Annotated in this window: 23 protein-coding genes; 7 read left to right on the forward strand and 16 right to left on the reverse strand. The window is 62.2% G+C overall.

Annotation, left to right across the window (positions count from 1 at the left end):
- Positions 1-8: 8 nt before the first annotated feature.
- The 11 genes from AN189_RS08255 to AN189_RS08300 form a co-directional block, all read right to left on the reverse strand.
- Entirely contained in the window at positions 9-914 is a 906-nt protein-coding gene (locus AN189_RS08255) for an MBL fold metallo-hydrolase (protein ID WP_056033879.1), read from the reverse strand.
- 28 nt (positions 915-942) lie between these two features.
- Positions 943-1,827, reverse strand: coding sequence for an MBL fold metallo-hydrolase (locus tag AN189_RS08260; RefSeq protein ID WP_056034268.1), 885 nt, complete (start codon positions 1,825-1,827; stop codon positions 943-945).
- Positions 1,828-1,895: 68 nt separating this feature from the next.
- On the reverse strand, positions 1,896-2,327 hold the full coding sequence (locus AN189_RS08265) for a DUF6691 family protein (protein ID WP_056033884.1): 432 nt from the start codon (positions 2,325-2,327) through the stop codon (positions 1,896-1,898).
- Positions 2,328-2,330: 3 nt separating this feature from the next.
- Positions 2,331-2,762, reverse strand: coding sequence for a YeeE/YedE family protein (locus tag AN189_RS08270; RefSeq protein WP_056033886.1), 432 nt, complete (start codon positions 2,760-2,762; stop codon positions 2,331-2,333).
- A 1-nt stretch (position 2,763) separates the two neighbouring features.
- On the reverse strand, positions 2,764-2,979 hold the full coding sequence (locus AN189_RS08275) for a DUF2892 domain-containing protein (RefSeq protein WP_056033889.1): 216 nt from the start codon (positions 2,977-2,979) through the stop codon (positions 2,764-2,766).
- A 109-nt stretch (positions 2,980-3,088) separates the two neighbouring features.
- Positions 3,089-3,751 (reverse strand): Crp/Fnr family transcriptional regulator, encoded by a 663-nt coding sequence (locus AN189_RS08280; RefSeq protein WP_056033892.1) that lies wholly within the window; start codon positions 3,749-3,751, stop codon positions 3,089-3,091.
- Between the two features lie 134 nt (positions 3,752-3,885).
- Positions 3,886-4,062 carry a hypothetical protein gene (locus AN189_RS19135; protein WP_157057427.1) on the reverse strand — a complete coding sequence of 59 codons (177 nt, stop codon included), beginning with the start codon at positions 4,060-4,062 and terminating at the stop codon, positions 3,886-3,888.
- Positions 4,062-5,180 carry a YeeE/YedE thiosulfate transporter family protein gene (locus AN189_RS08285; protein ID WP_056033895.1) on the reverse strand — a complete coding sequence of 373 codons (1,119 nt, stop codon included), beginning with the start codon at positions 5,178-5,180 and terminating at the stop codon, positions 4,062-4,064. The genes AN189_RS19135 and AN189_RS08285 overlap by 1 nt, the downstream gene beginning before the upstream one ends.
- Before the next feature lie 4 nt (positions 5,181-5,184).
- The gene (locus tag AN189_RS08290; RefSeq protein WP_056033898.1) at positions 5,185-6,138 is read right to left on the reverse strand and encodes a sulfurtransferase; all 954 of its coding nucleotides are present in this window, start codon (positions 6,136-6,138) and stop codon (positions 5,185-5,187) included.
- 216 nt (positions 6,139-6,354) lie between these two features.
- Positions 6,355-6,993, reverse strand: a complete 639-nt coding sequence (locus AN189_RS08295) for an NrsF family protein (RefSeq protein ID WP_056033901.1) — start codon at positions 6,991-6,993, stop codon at positions 6,355-6,357.
- Complete coding sequence (locus AN189_RS08300; RefSeq protein ID WP_253279579.1) at positions 6,990-7,580, reverse strand: sigma-70 family RNA polymerase sigma factor; 591 nt, start codon at positions 7,578-7,580, stop codon at positions 6,990-6,992. The genes AN189_RS08295 and AN189_RS08300 overlap by 4 nt, the downstream gene beginning before the upstream one ends.
- A 181-nt stretch (positions 7,581-7,761) precedes the next feature.
- On the opposite strand from AN189_RS08300, the gene AN189_RS08305 reads away from it, so the two are divergent.
- From AN189_RS08305 to AN189_RS08335, 7 genes are all read left to right on the forward strand, one after another.
- The gene (locus AN189_RS08305) at positions 7,762-8,055 is read left to right on the forward strand and encodes a DUF2282 domain-containing protein (RefSeq protein WP_056033902.1); all 294 of its coding nucleotides are present in this window, start codon (positions 7,762-7,764) and stop codon (positions 8,053-8,055) included.
- Positions 8,056-8,130: 75 nt separating this feature from the next.
- Positions 8,131-8,976 (forward strand): DUF692 domain-containing protein, encoded by an 846-nt coding sequence (locus AN189_RS08310; protein ID WP_056033905.1) that lies wholly within the window; start codon positions 8,131-8,133, stop codon positions 8,974-8,976.
- Positions 8,960-9,700, forward strand: coding sequence for a DUF2063 domain-containing protein (locus AN189_RS08315; RefSeq protein ID WP_056033906.1), 741 nt, complete (start codon positions 8,960-8,962; stop codon positions 9,698-9,700). The genes AN189_RS08310 and AN189_RS08315 overlap by 17 nt, the downstream gene beginning before the upstream one ends.
- A gap of 12 nt (positions 9,701-9,712) precedes the next feature.
- Positions 9,713-10,189, forward strand: a complete 477-nt coding sequence (locus AN189_RS08320; RefSeq protein WP_056033908.1) for a DoxX family membrane protein — start codon at positions 9,713-9,715, stop codon at positions 10,187-10,189.
- Between the two features lie 67 nt (positions 10,190-10,256).
- On the forward strand, positions 10,257-11,633 hold the full coding sequence (locus AN189_RS08325; protein ID WP_056033909.1) for an NAD-dependent succinate-semialdehyde dehydrogenase: 1,377 nt from the start codon (positions 10,257-10,259) through the stop codon (positions 11,631-11,633).
- On the forward strand, positions 11,630-12,244 hold the full coding sequence (locus AN189_RS08330) for a glutathione S-transferase family protein (RefSeq protein ID WP_056033912.1): 615 nt from the start codon (positions 11,630-11,632) through the stop codon (positions 12,242-12,244). Before AN189_RS08325 ends, AN189_RS08330 begins: the two co-directional genes overlap by 4 nt.
- A gap of 22 nt (positions 12,245-12,266) precedes the next feature.
- A complete protein-coding gene (locus tag AN189_RS08335; RefSeq protein WP_216597734.1) occupies positions 12,267-12,869 on the forward strand; it encodes an SDR family oxidoreductase in 603 nt (200 codons plus the stop codon).
- A 72-nt stretch (positions 12,870-12,941) separates the two neighbouring features.
- On the opposite strand, the gene AN189_RS08340 is transcribed toward AN189_RS08335, so the two are convergent.
- The 5 genes from AN189_RS08340 to AN189_RS08360 are packed head-to-tail and all read right to left on the reverse strand — an operon-like array spanning position 12,942 to position 17,036.
- A complete protein-coding gene (locus AN189_RS08340) occupies positions 12,942-13,406 on the reverse strand; it encodes a nuclear transport factor 2 family protein (RefSeq protein WP_056033915.1) in 465 nt (154 codons plus the stop codon).
- Between the two features lie 7 nt (positions 13,407-13,413).
- Positions 13,414-13,881 carry a cyanase gene (gene cynS, locus AN189_RS08345; RefSeq protein WP_253279580.1) on the reverse strand — a complete coding sequence of 156 codons (468 nt, stop codon included), beginning with the start codon at positions 13,879-13,881 and terminating at the stop codon, positions 13,414-13,416.
- An 18-nt stretch (positions 13,882-13,899) separates the two neighbouring features.
- Entirely contained in the window at positions 13,900-14,805 is a 906-nt protein-coding gene (locus AN189_RS08350; RefSeq protein WP_056033916.1) for an ABC transporter ATP-binding protein, read from the reverse strand.
- 11 nt (positions 14,806-14,816) lie between these two features.
- Positions 14,817-15,650 (reverse strand): nitrate ABC transporter permease, encoded by an 834-nt coding sequence (gene ntrB, locus AN189_RS08355; protein ID WP_056033919.1) that lies wholly within the window; start codon positions 15,648-15,650, stop codon positions 14,817-14,819.
- A 3-nt stretch (positions 15,651-15,653) separates the two neighbouring features.
- The gene (locus tag AN189_RS08360; RefSeq protein ID WP_056033921.1) at positions 15,654-17,036 is read right to left on the reverse strand and encodes a CmpA/NrtA family ABC transporter substrate-binding protein; all 1,383 of its coding nucleotides are present in this window, start codon (positions 17,034-17,036) and stop codon (positions 15,654-15,656) included.
- Positions 17,037-17,046 lie beyond the last annotated feature (10 nt).

A 17,046-nucleotide genomic window follows, 5' to 3' on the forward strand; every position in this document is an offset into this window, starting at 1 on the left:
CCTCCCATTCAGAACTTGTTGACCGGCATTTTCAGATAGCTGTGTCCGTCCGGTTCCGGGTCGGGCATGCGCCCGTCACGCAGATTGACCTGAAGTGCGGCCAGCATCCGGTTGGGCAGCGCCAGCGTGGCATCGCGCGCCTCGCGCAGTGCCACGAAATCCGCCTTGGACACGCCCCCGCCAAGGTGGATGTTCTGCGTCTTTTGTTCGCCGACCGTGCTTTCCCAGCTGGGCAGGTCACGGGACTTGGTGCCGTAGTCGTGGCCGACAAAGATGCGGTGGTCATCCGGGCGGTCGAGGATGCGCATGATGCTGTCATAAATCTCGGACGCCGAACCGCCGGGGAAATCGGCCCGCGATGACCCCGCATCCGGCTGCATCAGCGTGTCATGGGCGAATACCGCATCGCCCACGACATAGGTAATCGACCCCAGCGTATGACCCGGTGACAGCATGACACCGACCTCCAGATCACCGATCCGGAATGTATCGCCCTCGGCAAACAGATGATCGAAATGCGGATCAATCGGGAATCCGTCCGGCAGGTTGTAGTAGTCCCGCCAGAGAACCGCGATGTCGCGGACCTTTTCACCGATGGCCGTCTGCACACCCGTCTTGTCCTTGAGCCAGGCCGCCGCGATGAAATGGTCGGCATGCGGATGCGTGTCCAGGATCCATTCCAGCGTCAGCCCGTGGTCCGCGATATAGTCCAGCGCCCACTGGGCGTGATCGAACCGCGTGCCAAAGGATTTCGGATCGAACTGCTGCACCACATCGATCAGCGCGCATTTGCCTGTCGCGTCGTCGATGCAGATATACTGGCAACTGCCCGTGTCCGGCTCGTGGAACCCGACGACCGTCGGACTGCCGGGCCCACGCGATGCAGAGGTCTTGCTGTAGATGTCGGTCGCCATTGGTCGGACTCCTTGTAGATCGGATGGGTCAAAGGCCGTTGATCGGCACCTTGAGCATGGGGTTGCCGTCGCTGTCGGTCGGGACCGCACCTGCGCGCATGTTCACCTGCAACGACGGGATGATCAGCCGCGGCATGTCGAGCTGGGCATCGCGTTCCGTGCGGAATGTGATGAAATCCGCCTTGGTCCGGCCACGCCCGACGTGAATGTTGTGTTCCTTTTCCTCGCCCACGGTCGTTTCCCACTGGATGTCGCGCCCGTTGGGACCGTAGTCGTGGCACATGAACAGGCGCATGGCGTCAGGCAGGGCCAGCACCTTCATGATGCTGTCATACAGGTCCTCTGCACTGCCGCCGGGGAAGTCACAGCGGGCAGATCCGCCGTCGGGCATGAACAACGTATCCCCGACAAAGGCCGCATTGCCGATAACATGGACCATGCAGGCGGGTGTATGGCCGGGCGTATAGATGGCAAAGCCCTGCATGTTGCCAATCTGGTAGGTATCGCCATCCTCGAACAGGGCGTCGAACTGGCTGCCATCGCGCTGGAATGCGGTGCCTTCGTTGAACACCTTGCCAAAGGTATCCTGCACGACCATGATTTTCGATCCGATGCCGATCTTGCCGCCCAGGCGTTCCTGAATGTAGGGCGCGGCCGACAGGTGGTCGGCATGCACATGGGTTTCGATGATCCATTCCAGACGGCAACCCATCTGCTGCACCCGTGCGATCATGGCGTCAGCATGATCGTAGGTGATGCGGCCGGCGGCATAGTCGATATCCATCACGCTATCGATGATCGCACAGGCATCCGAGGTCGGATCCTTGACGATATAGCTGATGGTGTTTGTCGCGGGATCAAAGAAAGCCTCGACGACCGGGGTGATGTCCATGTTGACGGGATATTGTGTCATCTTCTTCTCCATTTTGGTCCTGACTTGCGCAGTCGGCAGCAGGTCGTTCTCGGGTCGCGGCCTGGGCGTCAGGTCGCGGCCCCTGCGGTTTGCATCGGGGCCAACAGGCGGCGCAGGTAGAAACCGGCCGTCACGGCGATGAGGAACAACGCGACTTCCCACCGGCCTGTGCCCAGCGCGGGGATCGCAGCACCGGGACAGAACCCGGCGATGCCCCAGCCAATGCCGAACAGGGCCGAACCGCCAACAAGGTTCTTGTCGATCGCAGTGCCCGTCGGGATCTGGAAACGGGCCTCGAACAACGGGGCGTCCCGCCGCCAGACCAGCCGGTACCCCACGAATGTCACGATCAGCGCGCCGCCCATGACAAAGGCAAGGCTGGGGTCCCAGGTGCCAGCCAGATCAAAGAAATTCAGGACCTTGGCCGGGTCCATCATCCCGGAGAGGGAAATGCCGATGCCAAAGACCAGCCCGGTGATCAACGCATAGAATAGTTTCATGACTCAGGCTCCAAACACGTGACGGATGATGAAAACGGTGATCGCGGCGGTCACCATGAAGGTCGGCACCGCTACCAGCGACCGGACCGACAGCCGCGACAGGCCGCAGACCCCGTGACCGGATGTGCAACCCGACCCCAGACTTGCGCCCAGACCGACGATCACGCCGCCGATCACGATCATCACGGGGCTGACGGGCACGTTCACGACAGGCATCTGACCTGTCACGAAAAAGAGGGTGACCGGGGCCAGAACCATGCCAGCGATCAACGCCAGCCGCCACGACAGTTCCGCCCGGCTGGTGATGAAAACCGCACCCGACATAATACCGGTCGCACCAAAGATGCGCCCCAGGCCCAGCATTAGCAGCACAGCGCCAAGACCGATGGCAAGGCCGCCGCCGAAGGATGTAAATGGTGTGAACGCCGTTTCCATCTCAGCAGTCCTTGCAGGTCTTGAGGCCCAGCAGCGAATAGAGCGGGCACATTTTCAGGGTGGCGGTCGCCAGCATGATCAGGCCGATCAGCGCTGCGCCGTATTTGAACAGGACCGCGTCAAACAACGCCAGGCCGCTGAAAAACGCGAGGAACAGCAAAACCACGCCCAGCGCCGCGCGCAGGGTCCGGTCCAGTTTGCCAACATTGGTCGTCATGTGATGTCTCCACAGAATCAGGTCTGTGACTTCACTACGCCTGCGGCGGCAATCCTTCAGTGATATTGTCACCCAAACCGAAAAGGTTGTTCCGCGCGGGGTGCCAGCGTCAGCTTTGCGCGATGGCGCGCAGGCCCGCACGGTCTGTCAGCGTGACGTGGCCGCGGGTCTGACTGATCAATCCCCGCTTGGCAAAATCCTGCAACACACGCGACACGACCTCGCGCGCGGTGCCCAACTCGCTGGCCAACTGCTGATGGGTGGTGGCGATGTCCTGATCGTCGCGCGCAAGGCCCAAGAGCCGTTCCGCCAACCGCACGTCGATCCGGCCAAAGGCCACGTCGTCGACGACGCGCAGCAGATCAATCAGGCGACGCGAATAGGCGGCAAAGACGAATGACCGGAACGCGGGTTCCTCTGACACCAGCTGATCGAACGATGTGCGCGGCAGAATGATCGCCGTCACGTCCGTCTCGGCGATGCCTTCGGCGTTATAGGCCTCTTCTGCCAGCATGCAGGCGGTGGTCAGAACGCAGCTTTCGCCGGCTTCGACCCGGTAAAGCACAATGTCGCGGCCATTTTCAGAGGTTTGCGAGACGCGGATCGTGCCATCCACGAGAAACATCAGGCTGTCGGGAATATTGCTGGGACCGAAAACGGATTTACCGGCGGCATAGCGGACGGTCTGGGCACTGCGTTGCAGCCTGTCACGCACGTCACGCGGCAGGGCTGCGGTGCCCTGAAACCGAGCTGTCCAATCCACGAGCGTCATCGTGCGCCCCTGACGGCTGGCGCGAGAATGGCATCGCATGCGGAAATGGACATCATGACAGGTCGTTCCTCGGGTCGTGACTACCTGCCACGACACCGCCCGCCGGGCAAGTCACCTTGCCGGGACCTGTGCTGCTAGTCCGCTGTCGGCAGTGCGGCGCAATGCGCGCCTGCCCCGGCCAGCCCGGATCCTAACGCCAGCGCAGGGGGGGCCTGAAACGGATCAAGCGGCGCGCTGTTGGCAAGGTCCACACCCAGCAGCCCAAGCAAAAGCGCAAAGACGGTCACCACTGTCAGTCTGCGTGTCATCATCACCCGTCCAATCCCAATGCCTTGCGGATGCGGATTCCCTGGAATGCCCCGGCAAAGGCTGCCACGAACCAGACCCAGCCGTGCAGGCTGCCCGTCGAAATTCCCGAAAAGAACGCGCCGACGTTGCAACCAAAGGCAAGGCGCGACGAATAACCCAGCAGGAACCCGGCAATGATCGTGCCGATCCAGGCCCGCAGCGGCAGCTGCGGCAGGCGCGCGGACAGTCCCGACCGCCATGCGGCGATGATGAACGCGCCGCCGATGATGCCGATATTCGTCAGTGACGTGACATCTGTCAGCAGGCTTTCTGCGATCCGCGCCTGGTTCGTGGGCAGCGTCCAGAACGCAGACCCCGAAATATCCATGCCCAATGCTGTGACCCCCTTGGCCGCCCACAGCCCCAGACCATACACGACGCCCCAGGGCTGACCGGCAACCACGAGGTTCGCCAGTGCCAGCACCGCCAGCAAACCCGCCGCGATCCACAACCTGCGCGGCAGGCTGCGGGCACCCGGTGCCGCGAGATACAGCGCCAGTCCTGCGACCGCCGCCAGCCCCGCCAGCGTCAGCACCAGACCTGACGTGCCGGACAACACGACCACGGGGGCGGTGCCCAGATTGGTCCACCACAGCAGGTGGTAGGCCCCGGCAAAGGACCCGATGGCAAAGAACGGCAGCGCCAGCGCGCTGACCGGGTTGCCGCTGCCCGCGTTGACCAATGTGCCGGACCCGCAGCCCAGCACGATCTGCATGCAGGCCCCGAACACAAAGGCGCCGCCGATCATGGCATAGCCCACCGGGGCATGCGCGCCGATCAGTTCTGTCCCGTTATTGGCGATCAGCGGGATCGCCACCAGTGCGACCAGCGCAATCGACAGGAGTTGCGCAATCAGGCCCGCGGGTTCGCGCCGCAGGATCATGGCGCGCCACGGTCCTGCAAAACCGAACCGGAACCCCTCGAGGATCAGGCCAAACCCCAGGCCCACCGCCAGCAAGAGCCCGTAGCGGACCCCCGCTGTGGCAGACAGCCCAAGGATCGCGACCAGCGCGCCGAGGATGAGGCCCGTGCGCGTCAGGGTCGATGACCGGGCGGGCGCGATTGCAGCAGCGCTGGTCATCGGATCAGAACACGCTCTTGATCTGGTTCCACATCCGACGGACCGGACCCGGCACATTTGCCATCTCGTAGCCGGCGTTCGACCAGCCGACCATCGATTCAGGGTAAAGCTTTACGTTTTCCAGGCCGGCCAGCTCGCTCATCGCGAACCAGTTCGTTGCCGCCCAATGGCCCGTGTTGCAGAAACTGATGATCGGCGCGCCGTCGTCCAGGTTCCCCTCGCTTGCCAACGCGCGGGCCGCGTCGGCATCGACGATCACGGGACCGTTGCTGAACCAGTTGGAATGGGTGAAATATTCGGATTGCGGCAGTGTGCCTGGCTTGGCCGCAGCCGGATGCGCCTGCTCGCCTGCCCAAAAGGATTCGGGGCGTGCGTCAACCAGGGTCGCCTCTGCCTCGCCATTGACGATGGACAGCACCTCTTCGCGGGTCGCAAGCCATTCGTCGGAGTAGGACACCTCGATCATGCTCGGCTCTGGCGTGACTTCGCCCTCGTCCAGCGACAGTCCGGCTTCGGTCCAGGCGTTCATGCCGCCGTTCAGGATCGCCAACTGGCTGACGCCGCTGGATTTCAGCGTCCAATACACACGCGCCGCCGCGCCAAAGTCGGTCACATCGCTGCCCTGATGCACGATCAGCGTGGGGCGGTCGCGGGTGACGCCCAGGTCGCGCAGCACTTCTTGCAGGCGCTCCGCGGGCACAACCTCGCCGGGGCTCTCTGCGCTGCCACGGAACAACGCGTAGGGTGCGCTGACCGCGCCGGGGATATGCCCCGCTGCGTGAACGCTGTTGCCGTCGGCATCGGGCGACCGGATGTCGATCACCAGCGGGCTGACCTCTGACTGCACTTCGGTAAATTCAGCCGGTGTCAGCAGCGGGCCGAAATCGTTGACCTGGGCGAATGCGGGCAGCGGCAGAGCCAGCGCCCCCGCAAGTGTAATAGCTGTAAAGCGTGTCATGGCATGTCCTCTGACAACAAAATTCAGCCCACGAGATACACTGCAAAACAAGGGTTTCAAGGCCGCGGGGCTGCCCGACAGGTGTCCGCAGAAAACAGAACACCGACGCGATCGCGGTTGCCCGGTCTGTGCGTTCAGGCTGTTGGCAGCAGCAGAAACCTTGTTCCAACGACGCGCCATATTCAGAACATCCGTTCTTTTATGGATTACATCAGATCACCACCGCAGGAAAAAATACCCCAGAATGCCGCCGCAGCCTGCCACGGCCAACACCGCAAGACTGTACCAACTGGCGTAGAACAGCGGGGAATTCTCGATGCAATAAACCGAATAGACCGCCGCCGCCGTGGCACCCGCACCCAGCCCCGCAACGGCACCGCACAGTGCCGGGTGTTCCGGCGCACCGCGCCGTAGCGCCGCCAACAGGCCGATGAGGACCGGCACAGACAAAACCGGGATCGATATCAGGCAGGTCACGATGGATTTGCCACGCAAAGCCATGGGCCAGGCATCGCCCGGTGTCGTGACCAGCGTCATGGCAACCAGCAGGATCAGTGCCAACGGAATACTCCAGATCAGCCGCGCCGCACCGCTGCGCCCCGCCGGGCGCGCCGTGGCATGCAGCCAGAACAACGCAAGACAGGCCAGCACCAACGGAAGGACCGTTTTCGCAAACAGCGCAAGGTCGCCGAAGATCCCGACCAGGTCCGACCGCACGCCCCAGAACGCAAAAAACAGCACAGATGTGCCCACCAGCCCCGCCAAAAGGCCCGTCGCGATCTGCCGCGTCAGATATCCGCGTGGCAGCGGTGTCAGTTCCGATCCCAGCGATTTGATCAGGTCATCGGTATTCATTCACGTGCCTTTCCGGATTGTTCCGTCTGGTCGGCAACCGCGAGGGCTGACAGCTTTGCCAAGGCCCGGTGCAATGCGACCCGCACCGCACCGGGCGTCATGCCCAACGTGCGGCCCACCTCTTCGGCGGTGCGACCCTCCAGCCTGATCTGCCGCACGATCAAGGCCGATGTCGCGTCAAGCTGGCCCAGCAGACGATCCAGATCAGCCGCAGCCGTGGGGTCATGGCTGGCCTCATCTGCGACATTCAGCTCGCTGCCGTCATACGATACGGTCGGACGACGCATCGACAGCCGCATCGCGTCCACCGTCTTGTAGCGTGCGATTGCATAGGCCCAGGGGCCGACCGGTTCGCCGTCTCGCCAGGTGTGGCGTTTTTCGTGAATGGCGATCAGCACGTTTTGCAAAATGTCCTCGCAATCCTCTTTGGGGCGGCCGCAGCGTGCGGCGATGATGCCCCGTAGAACCGGGGCGATGTCGTTCAGAAACTGAACATAGGACGCACGACCGCCTGCATTGGCGTCGCGCAACAAGCTGGCCCAGCGGTCTTCTCTTGTGCGTCCCATATCATCCAGTTCGTCGGTCATGGGGCAGACGTTACACCCATGTCCGCGAAAAAGTCCGCAGTGTTCGATCACGGGCCGCGCCGACCCCAAGTGTTTCATCCGGTCACGACGACGCGAGGGCTGTAACGTCCCCGGGTCCGGCTGCGAATTGCCCTGCATCGGACGCCACAACGGTGCCGACAGATTGATGGGAGAACACCAGATGACGACCAAGACAACGACCCTCGCCCTTGCCCTCATCGGCGCTTGCGTTTCCGTGACCGGCGCATCCGCACAGGACATGGAAAAATGCTTTGGCATTTCGCTGGCCGGTGAAAACGGCTGCGCCGCTGGCCCCGGCACGACCTGCGCCGGCACCTCGACCATCGACTACCAGGGCAATGCCTGGGCGCTGGTGCCTGCCGGCACCTGCGAGGACATGGTCATCGACGCCGCCGCTGACGGTGAAAAGCGTATGGGTTCGCTCGAGGCGCTGGAGCGCGACCTGCCCGCATAACCCCATGGGGGCAGCGCGCGGCGGTCCCGGCCACGCGCTGCCCTGCCACCTGCACCCGACCCGGAGGAATTCGTCGTGACACAGCTGCCAGAGGCAACAGGCATCGGTTTCAAACGCACCCATTTCGAGGCCCTGCGCCAGACGCCGAACCAGTTGGGTTTCATCGAGGTGCATGCCGAAAACTACATGGGCGATGGCGGCCCGACCCATGCACAGCTGACCGCGCTGCGTAAAGACTATGCGCTGTCCGTGCACGGTGTCGGCCTGTCCATCGGCGGGGCAGAGCCGCTGAACCGCGACCACCTGAACCGTCTGAAACACCTGTGCGACCGCTATGCGCCCGACAGTTTTTCCGAACATCTGGCATGGTCCAGTCACGGCGGGGATTTTTTGAATGACCTTTTGCCCCTGCCCTATGACGATGCGACGCTGGATGTCGTCTGCGACCATATCGATCAGGTTCAGGACAGGCTGGGCCGCCGGATGCTGCTGGAAAACCCTTCTACCTATGTGACCTTCGAGACCTCGACCCTGGCCGAGACCGATTTTTTGTCGCAGATCACGGCCCGCACCGGGTGCGGGCTGTTGCTGGACATCAACAATGTCTTTGTCAGCTGCACCAATCACCGCACCGATCCGCGTGCCTATCTGGCTGATTTCCCGCTGCATGCGGTGGGCGAAATCCATCTGGGCGGACACGACGCCGAGGACCTGCCCTCTGGTCCCTTGCTGATCGACGCGCATGGATCACCCGTCGCGGACCCTGTCTGGACCCTCTATACCGAAACGATCATGCGGATCGGGCCGCGGCCGACGCTGATCGAATGGGATACGGATGTGCCTGCCCTGTCGGTGCTGCTGGACGAGGCGGACCGGGCGGACGCAATTCTGAAAGGCGCGCGCCATGCACGCGCATCTTGAAACGCAGACGGCATTTCGCAACGGGTTGAAAACGGGGGCCGTGCCGCCGGGCATCACCGCGGTGGGCGATGTTGAACGGCGGTTTTCGGTCTATCGCAACACGGTCGCGCATTCGCTGACGGACGCGTTGTGCCAGCGGTTCCCGACCGTGCTCCGGCTCGTGGGGGATGCGTTCTTCAGGGCGACCGCCGGTGTCTTTGTCGCCGAAAACCCGCCCCAGTCTGCCATCCTGCATGACTATGGCACGGCGTTTCCCGAATTTCTGGCCGGTTTCCCGCCAGCGGCGACATTGCCCTATCTGCCCGATATCGCCCGGATCGAGGTCCTGCGCGGACAGGCCTATCACGCCGCCGACGCCCTGCCGATGACCGCGCAATCCATCAGCGACGCCCTTGCCGCAGGGCCAGAGGAACGCGGCCTGACGCTGCACCCTTCGGTGCGGGTCATCACGTCGGACCACCCAGTTGTTGCGATCTGGGCCATGAACCAGCCCGGTGCGACCCCCCGGCCCGTGCCGCCTGAACCGCAGGCGGCCCTGATGTTCCGGCTGGGGGAAAATATCCCCGTGGTCGGCGTCACGGCGGATACCGCAGGCATCGTCACACGACTTTTGGCGGGTGAACGGCTGGGAACGGCCTGCGCCGACGTCCCGCCACAGGTCGCAAGTGTGGCGATCGGACTGCTGATCCAACACGGCCTGATTATCCAAGTGACCCAAACCTGACGGGAGATCCCCATGACTGACCTCACAGCCACGCGCACCACCGCACCCACGACCGGACCCATCCGAAAGGCCATTCAGGCCGGCAACGCCTTGGCCGGTTGCCTGCCCTGGGCTGTGCCTGCGCTGCTGGCACGGTTGATCCCCGCATGGGTTTTCTGGGCCTCGGCCCGCACCAAGGTCGATGGCTTTGCCATTGCCGACAGCACATGGTGGCTGTTTGAGAACGAATACGCCTTGCCACTGATCCCCGCTGCACTGGCCGCGGTACTGGCAACGGTGGCCGAGCACCTGTTCGCCTTGCTGCTGGCATTGGGATTGGCGACGCGTCTGTCAGCAGCGGCGCTGCTGGTGATGACGCTGGTCATTCAGGTTTTCGTCTATCCCGGCGCATGGGTCACCCATGGTCTGTGGGCCGTCTGTTTTCTGGTCCTGATTGCACGCGGACCGGGTGCCCTGTCGCTGGACCGCGCGCTCAGGCTGGATCGCTGACGCGGCGGCGGACGGAACTGATCCGGCTGTCGGGCGGTTGGTCGCATGAACACCGCAAGGAGACGTCATGTCCACGATCACCACCACCAACCCCGCAACCGGCGAGACGATCAAGACCTACCCGCTGATGTCCGAACAAGAGGCCACCGCCAAGATCGAGGCCGCCCATGCTGCATTTCTGGATTGGCGCAGCCTGTCCCATGCAGAACGCGCACCCTATCTGAACGCCATCGCGCAGGAACTGCGCGACAACGCCGACGAACTGGCCGCCCTGATGACCCGCGAAACCGGTAAACTGCTCAAGGATGGGCACCGCGAAGTCGAGATCTGCGCTGCCATCTTTGAATATACCGCCGAACACGGCCCGGACCTGCTGGCGGACGAGGAACGCACCCACGGCACCAACGGCGCACGCGGCGTCGTCACCTATCAGCCCGTCGGCGTGATCTATTCGATTCAGCCCTGGAATTTCCCGCTGTACCAGCCCGTGCGCGTGCTGGCGGCCAACCTGATGACAGGCAATGCCTGCGTCCTGAAACATGCCGAAATCTGCACAGGGTCGGGTTTGCGCCTGCGCGAATTGTGCATCGCTGCAGGCCTGCCCGAAGATCTGTTTCAGGTCATCGTGATCGACCACGACACCAGCGACACGCTGATCCAGAACCCGCTTGTGCGCGGCGTCACGCTGACGGGCAGTGACGGTGCAGGTCGCCACGTCGGTTCCGTTGCGGCCAAGGCGCTGAAGAAAACCGTGCTGGAGCTGGGATCGAATGACGCCTACCTCGTGCTCGAGGATGCCGACATCGAGACGGCGGTGAAATATTCTGTCATGGGACGCCTGTATAACAACGGCGAAACCTGTGTCGCGGCCAAGCGGTTCGTCGTGACCGATGCGGTCTATGATCAATTTGTGCAGGCCTATGTCGCCCAGATGGAGGGGATCACGATGGGTGATCCGACCGATGACGACAGCCAGCTGGGCCCGCTGTCCAGTCAGGAACAGTTCGACACGGTCAAGACCCAGGTCGAAGACAGTGTCGCCAAAGGTGCCAGGATCCTGTGCGGTGGCAACCCGCCCGACAGCAAGGGTGCCTATTATCCCGCGACTGTGCTGGCCGATGTGGCCCCCGGCATGCCTGCCTATGACGACGAAATCTTTGGCCCCGTCGCCGCGATCATCCGTGCCAAGGATGATGCGGACGCGATGCGCATCGCCAACGACAGCCGTTACGGGCTGGGCGGAGGTATCTTTAGCCGCGACGAAGACCGCGCGCTGAAGCTGGCACGCGACCATTTCGATACGGGCATGGTCCGGATCAATTCCTTTGGTGCCGCTGATCCCAATATGCCCTTTGGCGGGGTCAAGGATTCCGGCTACGGGCGCGAACACGGCGGGTTCGGGATGAAAGAGTTCGTCAACATCAAGGCGATCTTCTTGCCATGATCACGCTGCACGCCCTGCAATATTCGCGTGCTGTGCGCGTGTTGTGGCTGCTGGCCGATCTGGGCCAGCCGTGCAACCGGGTCGATTATGACCGGACGGCGGATTTTCATGCGCCCGACAGCCTGTCCAGGGTTCACCCCCTGGGCAAGTCACCGGTCATCGAGGACGAAGGCGAGGTCATCGCGGAATCTGCGACGATCCTGCGCTACCTCGCCGCCAAATTCGACGACACCACACACAGCCCGCCGCCCGACAGTGCGGACTATTGGCGCCACGCGGCACTGCTTGACTACGTGGAATCCTCTTTGGCAGAGGTTGCAGCAGGCGGGATCATGCCCGCATTCCGTGGCGATCCCGTGCAGCAGGATGCAAGCGACGCCATCGACCGTCACCTCACCTATCTCGCGCAGGCCCTGGGTGACGGGCCATTGCTGTTCGGTGATCGCGCGATGCTGGCCGATATCCAGTTTTCCTACATCATCGCCATGCTGGACCGGGTCGGCCTGCTGAAAAACCATCCCCGGATCGCGGCCTATTGGGACGCATTGCAACAACAACCCGGCTACATCGCAGCCGTCGACGCGGCAGGGCCCATGGCCCCGCCCGCATAATCCAGACACAAGGATCAAACCCATGCCATTGAACATTCTCATCGCCGGCGCCACCGGCAAGACCGGCCTGATACTGACGCAAAACCTGTTGGATCAGGGCCACAACGTGATCGCGCTGGTGCGCGAAAGTTCCGACACATCGTCCCTGCCCCAAGGCGCATCGTTGCGCCACGGCGACCTGACCGACCTGCAACCCGGTGTCTGCGACGGTGCGGATGTCGTTATCTTTGCCGCCGGATCGGGCGGTGCGACGGGCCCGGACATGACCGACAAGGTCGACCGCGACGGCGCGATGCGCCTGATTGATCTTGCAAAGGCTGCGAATGTCGACCGCTTTGTCATGCTCAGTTCCATCGGTGCCGACCAATCCGACCCGACGGGCGATCTGGCGCACTACCTCAAGGCCAAGCATGACGCTGATGAACACCTCAAGGCATCGGGGCTGACATACGCCATTCTGCGTCCGGTCGCATTGACCGATGACGGTCGCAGCGCCGACGTGATCCTGGGCGATGACGTCGATCCCCGGGCAGAGGCCAGTCGCGCCGACGTGGCGGCAGTCCTTGCGCAAGCCGCAACCACCGCGACCCACGACGGTCAGACCCTGAACATGCAATCCGCCTGAGGGGGCCAGCCCCCGCCGCGTCGGTCGCGGTGGGGATGCCGGGACAGCCTGCCCCGGCCCATTGCAACCTGCCTATAGCCCCAGTTCGGACAGGCCGCCGTGATCCGGCGGCCTTGGTCCTTGTGGCCAATGAAACAGCCGGTCCGCCTGCGTGATCGCCACATCATTGATGGATGCGTGGCGGGCCGACATGTAGCCGCCTGCATTGAATTCCCAGTTTTCATTGCCATGCGCCCGGAACCATTGCCCGTCCGCATCATGATATTCGTAGCAAAAGCGCACGGCGATCCGGTCATCGCCGTGCGCCCAGATCTCCTTGATCAACCGGTAGCCGCTTTCGACCGACCATTTCCGCACCAGAAAGGCACGCACCGCATCACGGCCCTGCAAAAATTCGGATCGGTTGCGCCACGTCGTATCCGGCGTATAGGCCAGTGCCACCCTTTCAGGATCGCGGGAATTCCACGCGTCCTCGGCCATGCGCACCTTTTGGATCGCGTCAGCCCGGGAAAAGGGCGGCACCGGCATGCGGGTCATCGCCCCATCACCAGGCGTTATAGCCAAGGTATTTGCCGGACATCTCGACCTTGACCCGGTCCCCCTTGGGATTTTCGACGCGCGTCACTGTCATGTCGAAATCGATTGCCGACATGATCCCGTCACCGAATTTTTCCTGAATCAGCGCCTTGAGCGTGGGACCATAAACACCCACGATTTCATAGAAACGATAGATGCAGGGATCGGTCGGCACCGCCTGTTCCCAGATTTTCGTGGGGCTTTCGGCCAGAACGCTTTCTGCCTCTTGCGGCAGGCCCATGACGCTGACCATCAGCTTGGCCTTTTCCGGCGGAAAGGCATTCATGCCCATCGCAGCCGAATGGGTCCAGACCGGTGACATGCCGATTTTTTCCGCGATCCCTTCCCAGGTCATGCCGGCCTGTTTCTTGGCCGACAGGATCATGGCTGTGACGTCTTCCTTGGTCATCATCTCGGTCATTTGGAGGTCTTTCATGCTTTTGCTCCTGTGGTGTTAGCTGTTGACCGCCTTGAGGGCGGGCCGCGTGTCGGCGGGATCGTCGTTGGTCTGGGTGGTGTCGATCCGGACGGTTTCGGGGGCATTGGGCTGTCCGGGTGTGGCAAGCTGGCCCGCCAGTTCCTTGGACCGTTTGCCCAGAAACTGCACCAGATGGTTGCGGATCGCGTAATAGTTCGGATGTTCGACAATTTCGGTCCGGTTACGCGGACGCGGGATCGTGATTTCGACGCTTTCCGCAACGCGGGCATGGGGTCCGTTTGTCATCAACAGGATGCGGTCGGCCAACAGGATCGCCTCGTCGATATCGTGGGTGATCATGAACACGGTCTGTTCCATCTGGCCCCAGATCTTGAGCAGCTCGTCCTGGATCGTCCCGCGTGTCAGCGCATCCAGCGCGCCAAAAGGTTCGTCCAGCAACAACAGCTTGGGGTGATTGGCAAAGGCCCGTGCGATGGAGACCCGTTGGCGCATCCCACCCGACAGCTGACTGGGTTTGCGGTGAATCACATCGCCTTCCAGACCGACCATCGCCAGAAATTTTGTCGCGTGTTCGTCGATCTGCGCCCTGGTCCAGTCCGGATGGCGCGCCCTGACGCCAAAGGTGACGTTTTTCAGCGTCGTCAACCAAGGCAGCAGCGAATAGTTCTGAAACACGACACCGCGGTCCAGACTGGGTCCTTTGACCTCTTGCCCGTCCATGATGACGCTGCCGCTGGTCGGGTCTGCCAGTCCCGCGAGGATGTTCATGATCGTGGATTTGCCACAGCCCGAATGGCCGAGGATCACCACGAACTCTCCTTTTTCGACACCAAAGGTGGCGTTTTCGAAAACAGTCAGCTGCCCCCCCGATCCGTCGGGAAATCGTTGGGTCAGCTGTTCGATGCTCAGATACGGCTTCATTGGGATTTCCTTTATTCGGCGTAGGTGACACGGCGTTGCAGCAGGCCGAACATGGCATCCAGCAACATGCCCACGACACCGATCATGAGGATGGAAAACACGACCGAGGTCAGGTCGAGGTTGTTCCATTCGTTCCAGACGTAGTAGCCAATCCCGGTGCCACCCACGAGCATCTCGGCTGCGACGATGACCAGCCAGGCGATACCGATCGAGATCCGCATGCCGGTCACAATGGTGGGTGCAGCCGCAGGCAGGATGACACTGAATGCCGTCCTGAACGGGCCCAATTCATGCGTGCGGGCCACGTTGATCCAGTCCTCGCGCACCGCTGCCACGCCAAAGGCCGTGTTGATCAACATGGGCCAGATCGAGCAGATAAAGATCACAAAGATGGCCGACGCTTCGCTGTCGCCGATGATGAACAGCGCAAGCGGCATCCATGCCAGCGGCGAAATCGGCCGCAGGACCTGGATGAACGGGTTGAAGGCCTTGTAGGCGACCTGGCTCATCCCGATCAGGAAACCAAAGGGAATGGCGATGAGTGCGGCAAGGAAATATCCCGTCAGAACGCGGTAGATCGAATAGCCGATCTGGATGCCGATCCCCTTGTCGTTGGGGCCTGCGTCGTAGAACGGATCGCTGAGTTGTTCCCAGGCCTTGGCGATCACCTGGCTGGGCGGCGGCACACCGGCCTTGGGCGCGCCGCCTCCTGTCAGCAGTTCATATTCGGTCAGTTCGCCCGCCGCCTGCTGGGCCGGGATGGCGGCCTCCCAGATCAGGAGGCCGACGACAAGCATGATGACCGACAGCAGGGCCGCGCGTAGGTTGAGGGACAGTTGATACATCCCTTAACCCTTCTTGATCGCAAAGCTGTCGACATAGGCCTCGGGCGTGGCCGGATCAAAGGTCTTGCCCATGATCATGTGCGATTTGTAGGTGACGTCAGGGGCTTCATACCCGAGGTCTTCCATCACCTTCTTGCAATCGGCAGCGAGGTAGACCTGTTCTGCAACGCCGCGGTAATCGACATCGCCTTCGATATAGCCCCAGCGTTTCATCTGGGTCAGGATCCAGACCCCCATCGAATGCCATGGGAACGGGTCGAAATCGATGCGGTCCGGCACGCGCTGCACATTGCCCAGGCCGTCGGCGTAGGTTCCGGTCAATACCTGCTCGATCACCGTGACCGGCTGATTGAGATAGTTGGTCGGCGCGATGGCGGCAGAGATTTCCTTGCGGTTTTCGGGGTTTGACGCGTATTGCGTCGCATCGATAATCGATTTGAGCAGGGCCCCGTAGGTGTTGGGCAGTTCCGTTGCAAAGGACAGCGGTGCCGCAAAGGCGCAGCAGGGATGACCTTCCCAGATTTCCTTGGTCAGGAGGTGGATGAAACCGATGCCTTCGTAGACGGCCCGCTGATTGAACGGATCGGGCGACAGATAGCCGTCCAGATTGCCCGCCCGCAGGTTGGCGACCATTTCCGGCGGCGGCACGACGCGGATCTGGATGTCCACATCCGGGTCCAGACCGAATTCCGCCACGTAGTAACGCAGCAGGAAATTGTGCATGGAATATTCGAACGGCACGCCAAAGGTGAAACCCTTCCACTGGGTCGGATCACGCTTGTCCAGATGTTCGTTCGACAACACGATGGCCTGACCGTTGATGTTTTCCACCGCAGGCATGATGTAGGGTTCTGCCACCGACCCCGCGCCCAGCGTCATGGCCAGCGGCATCGGCGTCAGCATGTGCGATGCGTCGTATTCGCCGTTCAGCGATTTGTCCCGCGCCACGGCCCAGCCTGCGGTCTTGATGACCTGCGCATTCAGACCGTAGCGTTCGTAAAATCCCAGTGGCTGCGCCATGATGATCGGGGTCGCACAGGTGATCGGCACGAAACCGATGTTCAGGTCGGTTTTTTCAGGCGGCCCGAGGTTGTCGAGGATTGCAGCCTTTGCTTCGTTCAATGGAAACACGGACGCCAGTGCCGCCGCCATCGTCGAGCCGCCCATCATCCCCATGAACGACCTGCGGCCGATGTCGCTTTGCCCGAAAACGGACCGGACGATCGCGCTTTCGACCGCGCGTTCCAGCATGCCCTCCGATGTGGACAGATCAATGCTGTCCGCGACCTCTGGTACGGCGGCCTTGCAGGTGTGGCACCCGCATTCCGCAGCATGGCGAAGATCGGTTTTCGACGAAAATGGATTTCCCAGAGACTTGATAGACATTGTGCGCTCC

Source organism: Loktanella sp. 3ANDIMAR09, from assembly GCF_001420005.1.
GTDB lineage: Bacteria > Pseudomonadota > Alphaproteobacteria > Rhodobacterales > Rhodobacteraceae > Loktanella.

Excerpts from the sequence above, each read along its gene's own strand:
- AN189_RS08350 (WP_056033916.1), bottom strand. The coding sequence starts at position 14,805 with ATGAAGCCGTATCTGAGCATCGAACAGCTGACCCAACGATTTCCCGAC.
- AN189_RS08305 (WP_056033902.1), top strand. The coding sequence starts at position 7,762 with ATGACGACCAAGACAACGACCCTCGCCCTTGCCCTCATCGGCGCTTGC.
- AN189_RS08290 (WP_056033898.1), bottom strand. The coding sequence starts at position 6,138 with ATGACACGCTTTACAGCTATTACACTTGCGGGGGCGCTGGCTCTGCCG.
- AN189_RS08275 (WP_056033889.1), bottom strand. The coding sequence starts at position 2,979 with ATGACGACCAATGTTGGCAAACTGGACCGGACCCTGCGCGCGGCGCTG.
- AN189_RS08300 (WP_253279579.1), bottom strand. The coding sequence starts at position 7,580 with ATGACCGACGAACTGGATGATATGGGACGCACAAGAGAAGACCGCTGG.
- AN189_RS08325 (WP_056033909.1), top strand. The coding sequence starts at position 10,257 with ATGTCCACGATCACCACCACCAACCCCGCAACCGGCGAGACGATCAAG.
- AN189_RS08255 (WP_056033879.1), bottom strand. The coding sequence starts at position 914 with ATGGCGACCGACATCTACAGCAAGACCTCTGCATCGCGTGGGCCCGGC.
- AN189_RS19135 (WP_157057427.1), bottom strand. The coding sequence starts at position 4,062 with ATGATGACACGCAGACTGACAGTGGTGACCGTCTTTGCGCTTTTGCTT.
- AN189_RS08295 (WP_056033901.1), bottom strand. The coding sequence starts at position 6,993 with ATGAATACCGATGACCTGATCAAATCGCTGGGATCGGAACTGACACCG.
- AN189_RS08315 (WP_056033906.1), top strand. The coding sequence starts at position 8,960 with ATGCACGCGCATCTTGAAACGCAGACGGCATTTCGCAACGGGTTGAAA.
- AN189_RS08320 (WP_056033908.1), top strand. The coding sequence starts at position 9,713 with ATGACTGACCTCACAGCCACGCGCACCACCGCACCCACGACCGGACCC.
- AN189_RS08335 (WP_216597734.1), top strand. The coding sequence starts at position 12,267 with ATGCCATTGAACATTCTCATCGCCGGCGCCACCGGCAAGACCGGCCTG.
- AN189_RS08360 (WP_056033921.1), bottom strand. The coding sequence starts at position 17,036 with ATGTCTATCAAGTCTCTGGGAAATCCATTTTCGTCGAAAACCGATCTT.
- AN189_RS08280 (WP_056033892.1), bottom strand. The coding sequence starts at position 3,751 with ATGACGCTCGTGGATTGGACAGCTCGGTTTCAGGGCACCGCAGCCCTG.
- AN189_RS08265 (WP_056033884.1), bottom strand. The coding sequence starts at position 2,327 with ATGAAACTATTCTATGCGTTGATCACCGGGCTGGTCTTTGGCATCGGC.
- cynS (WP_253279580.1), bottom strand. The coding sequence starts at position 13,881 with ATGAAAGACCTCCAAATGACCGAGATGATGACCAAGGAAGACGTCACA.
- ntrB (WP_056033919.1), bottom strand. The coding sequence starts at position 15,650 with ATGTATCAACTGTCCCTCAACCTACGCGCGGCCCTGCTGTCGGTCATC.
- AN189_RS08260 (WP_056034268.1), bottom strand. The coding sequence starts at position 1,827 with ATGACACAATATCCCGTCAACATGGACATCACCCCGGTCGTCGAGGCT.
- AN189_RS08340 (WP_056033915.1), bottom strand. The coding sequence starts at position 13,406 with ATGACCCGCATGCCGGTGCCGCCCTTTTCCCGGGCTGACGCGATCCAA.
- AN189_RS08270 (WP_056033886.1), bottom strand. The coding sequence starts at position 2,762 with ATGGAAACGGCGTTCACACCATTTACATCCTTCGGCGGCGGCCTTGCC.
- AN189_RS08285 (WP_056033895.1), bottom strand. The coding sequence starts at position 5,180 with ATGACCAGCGCTGCTGCAATCGCGCCCGCCCGGTCATCGACCCTGACG.
- AN189_RS08330 (WP_056033912.1), top strand. The coding sequence starts at position 11,630 with ATGATCACGCTGCACGCCCTGCAATATTCGCGTGCTGTGCGCGTGTTG.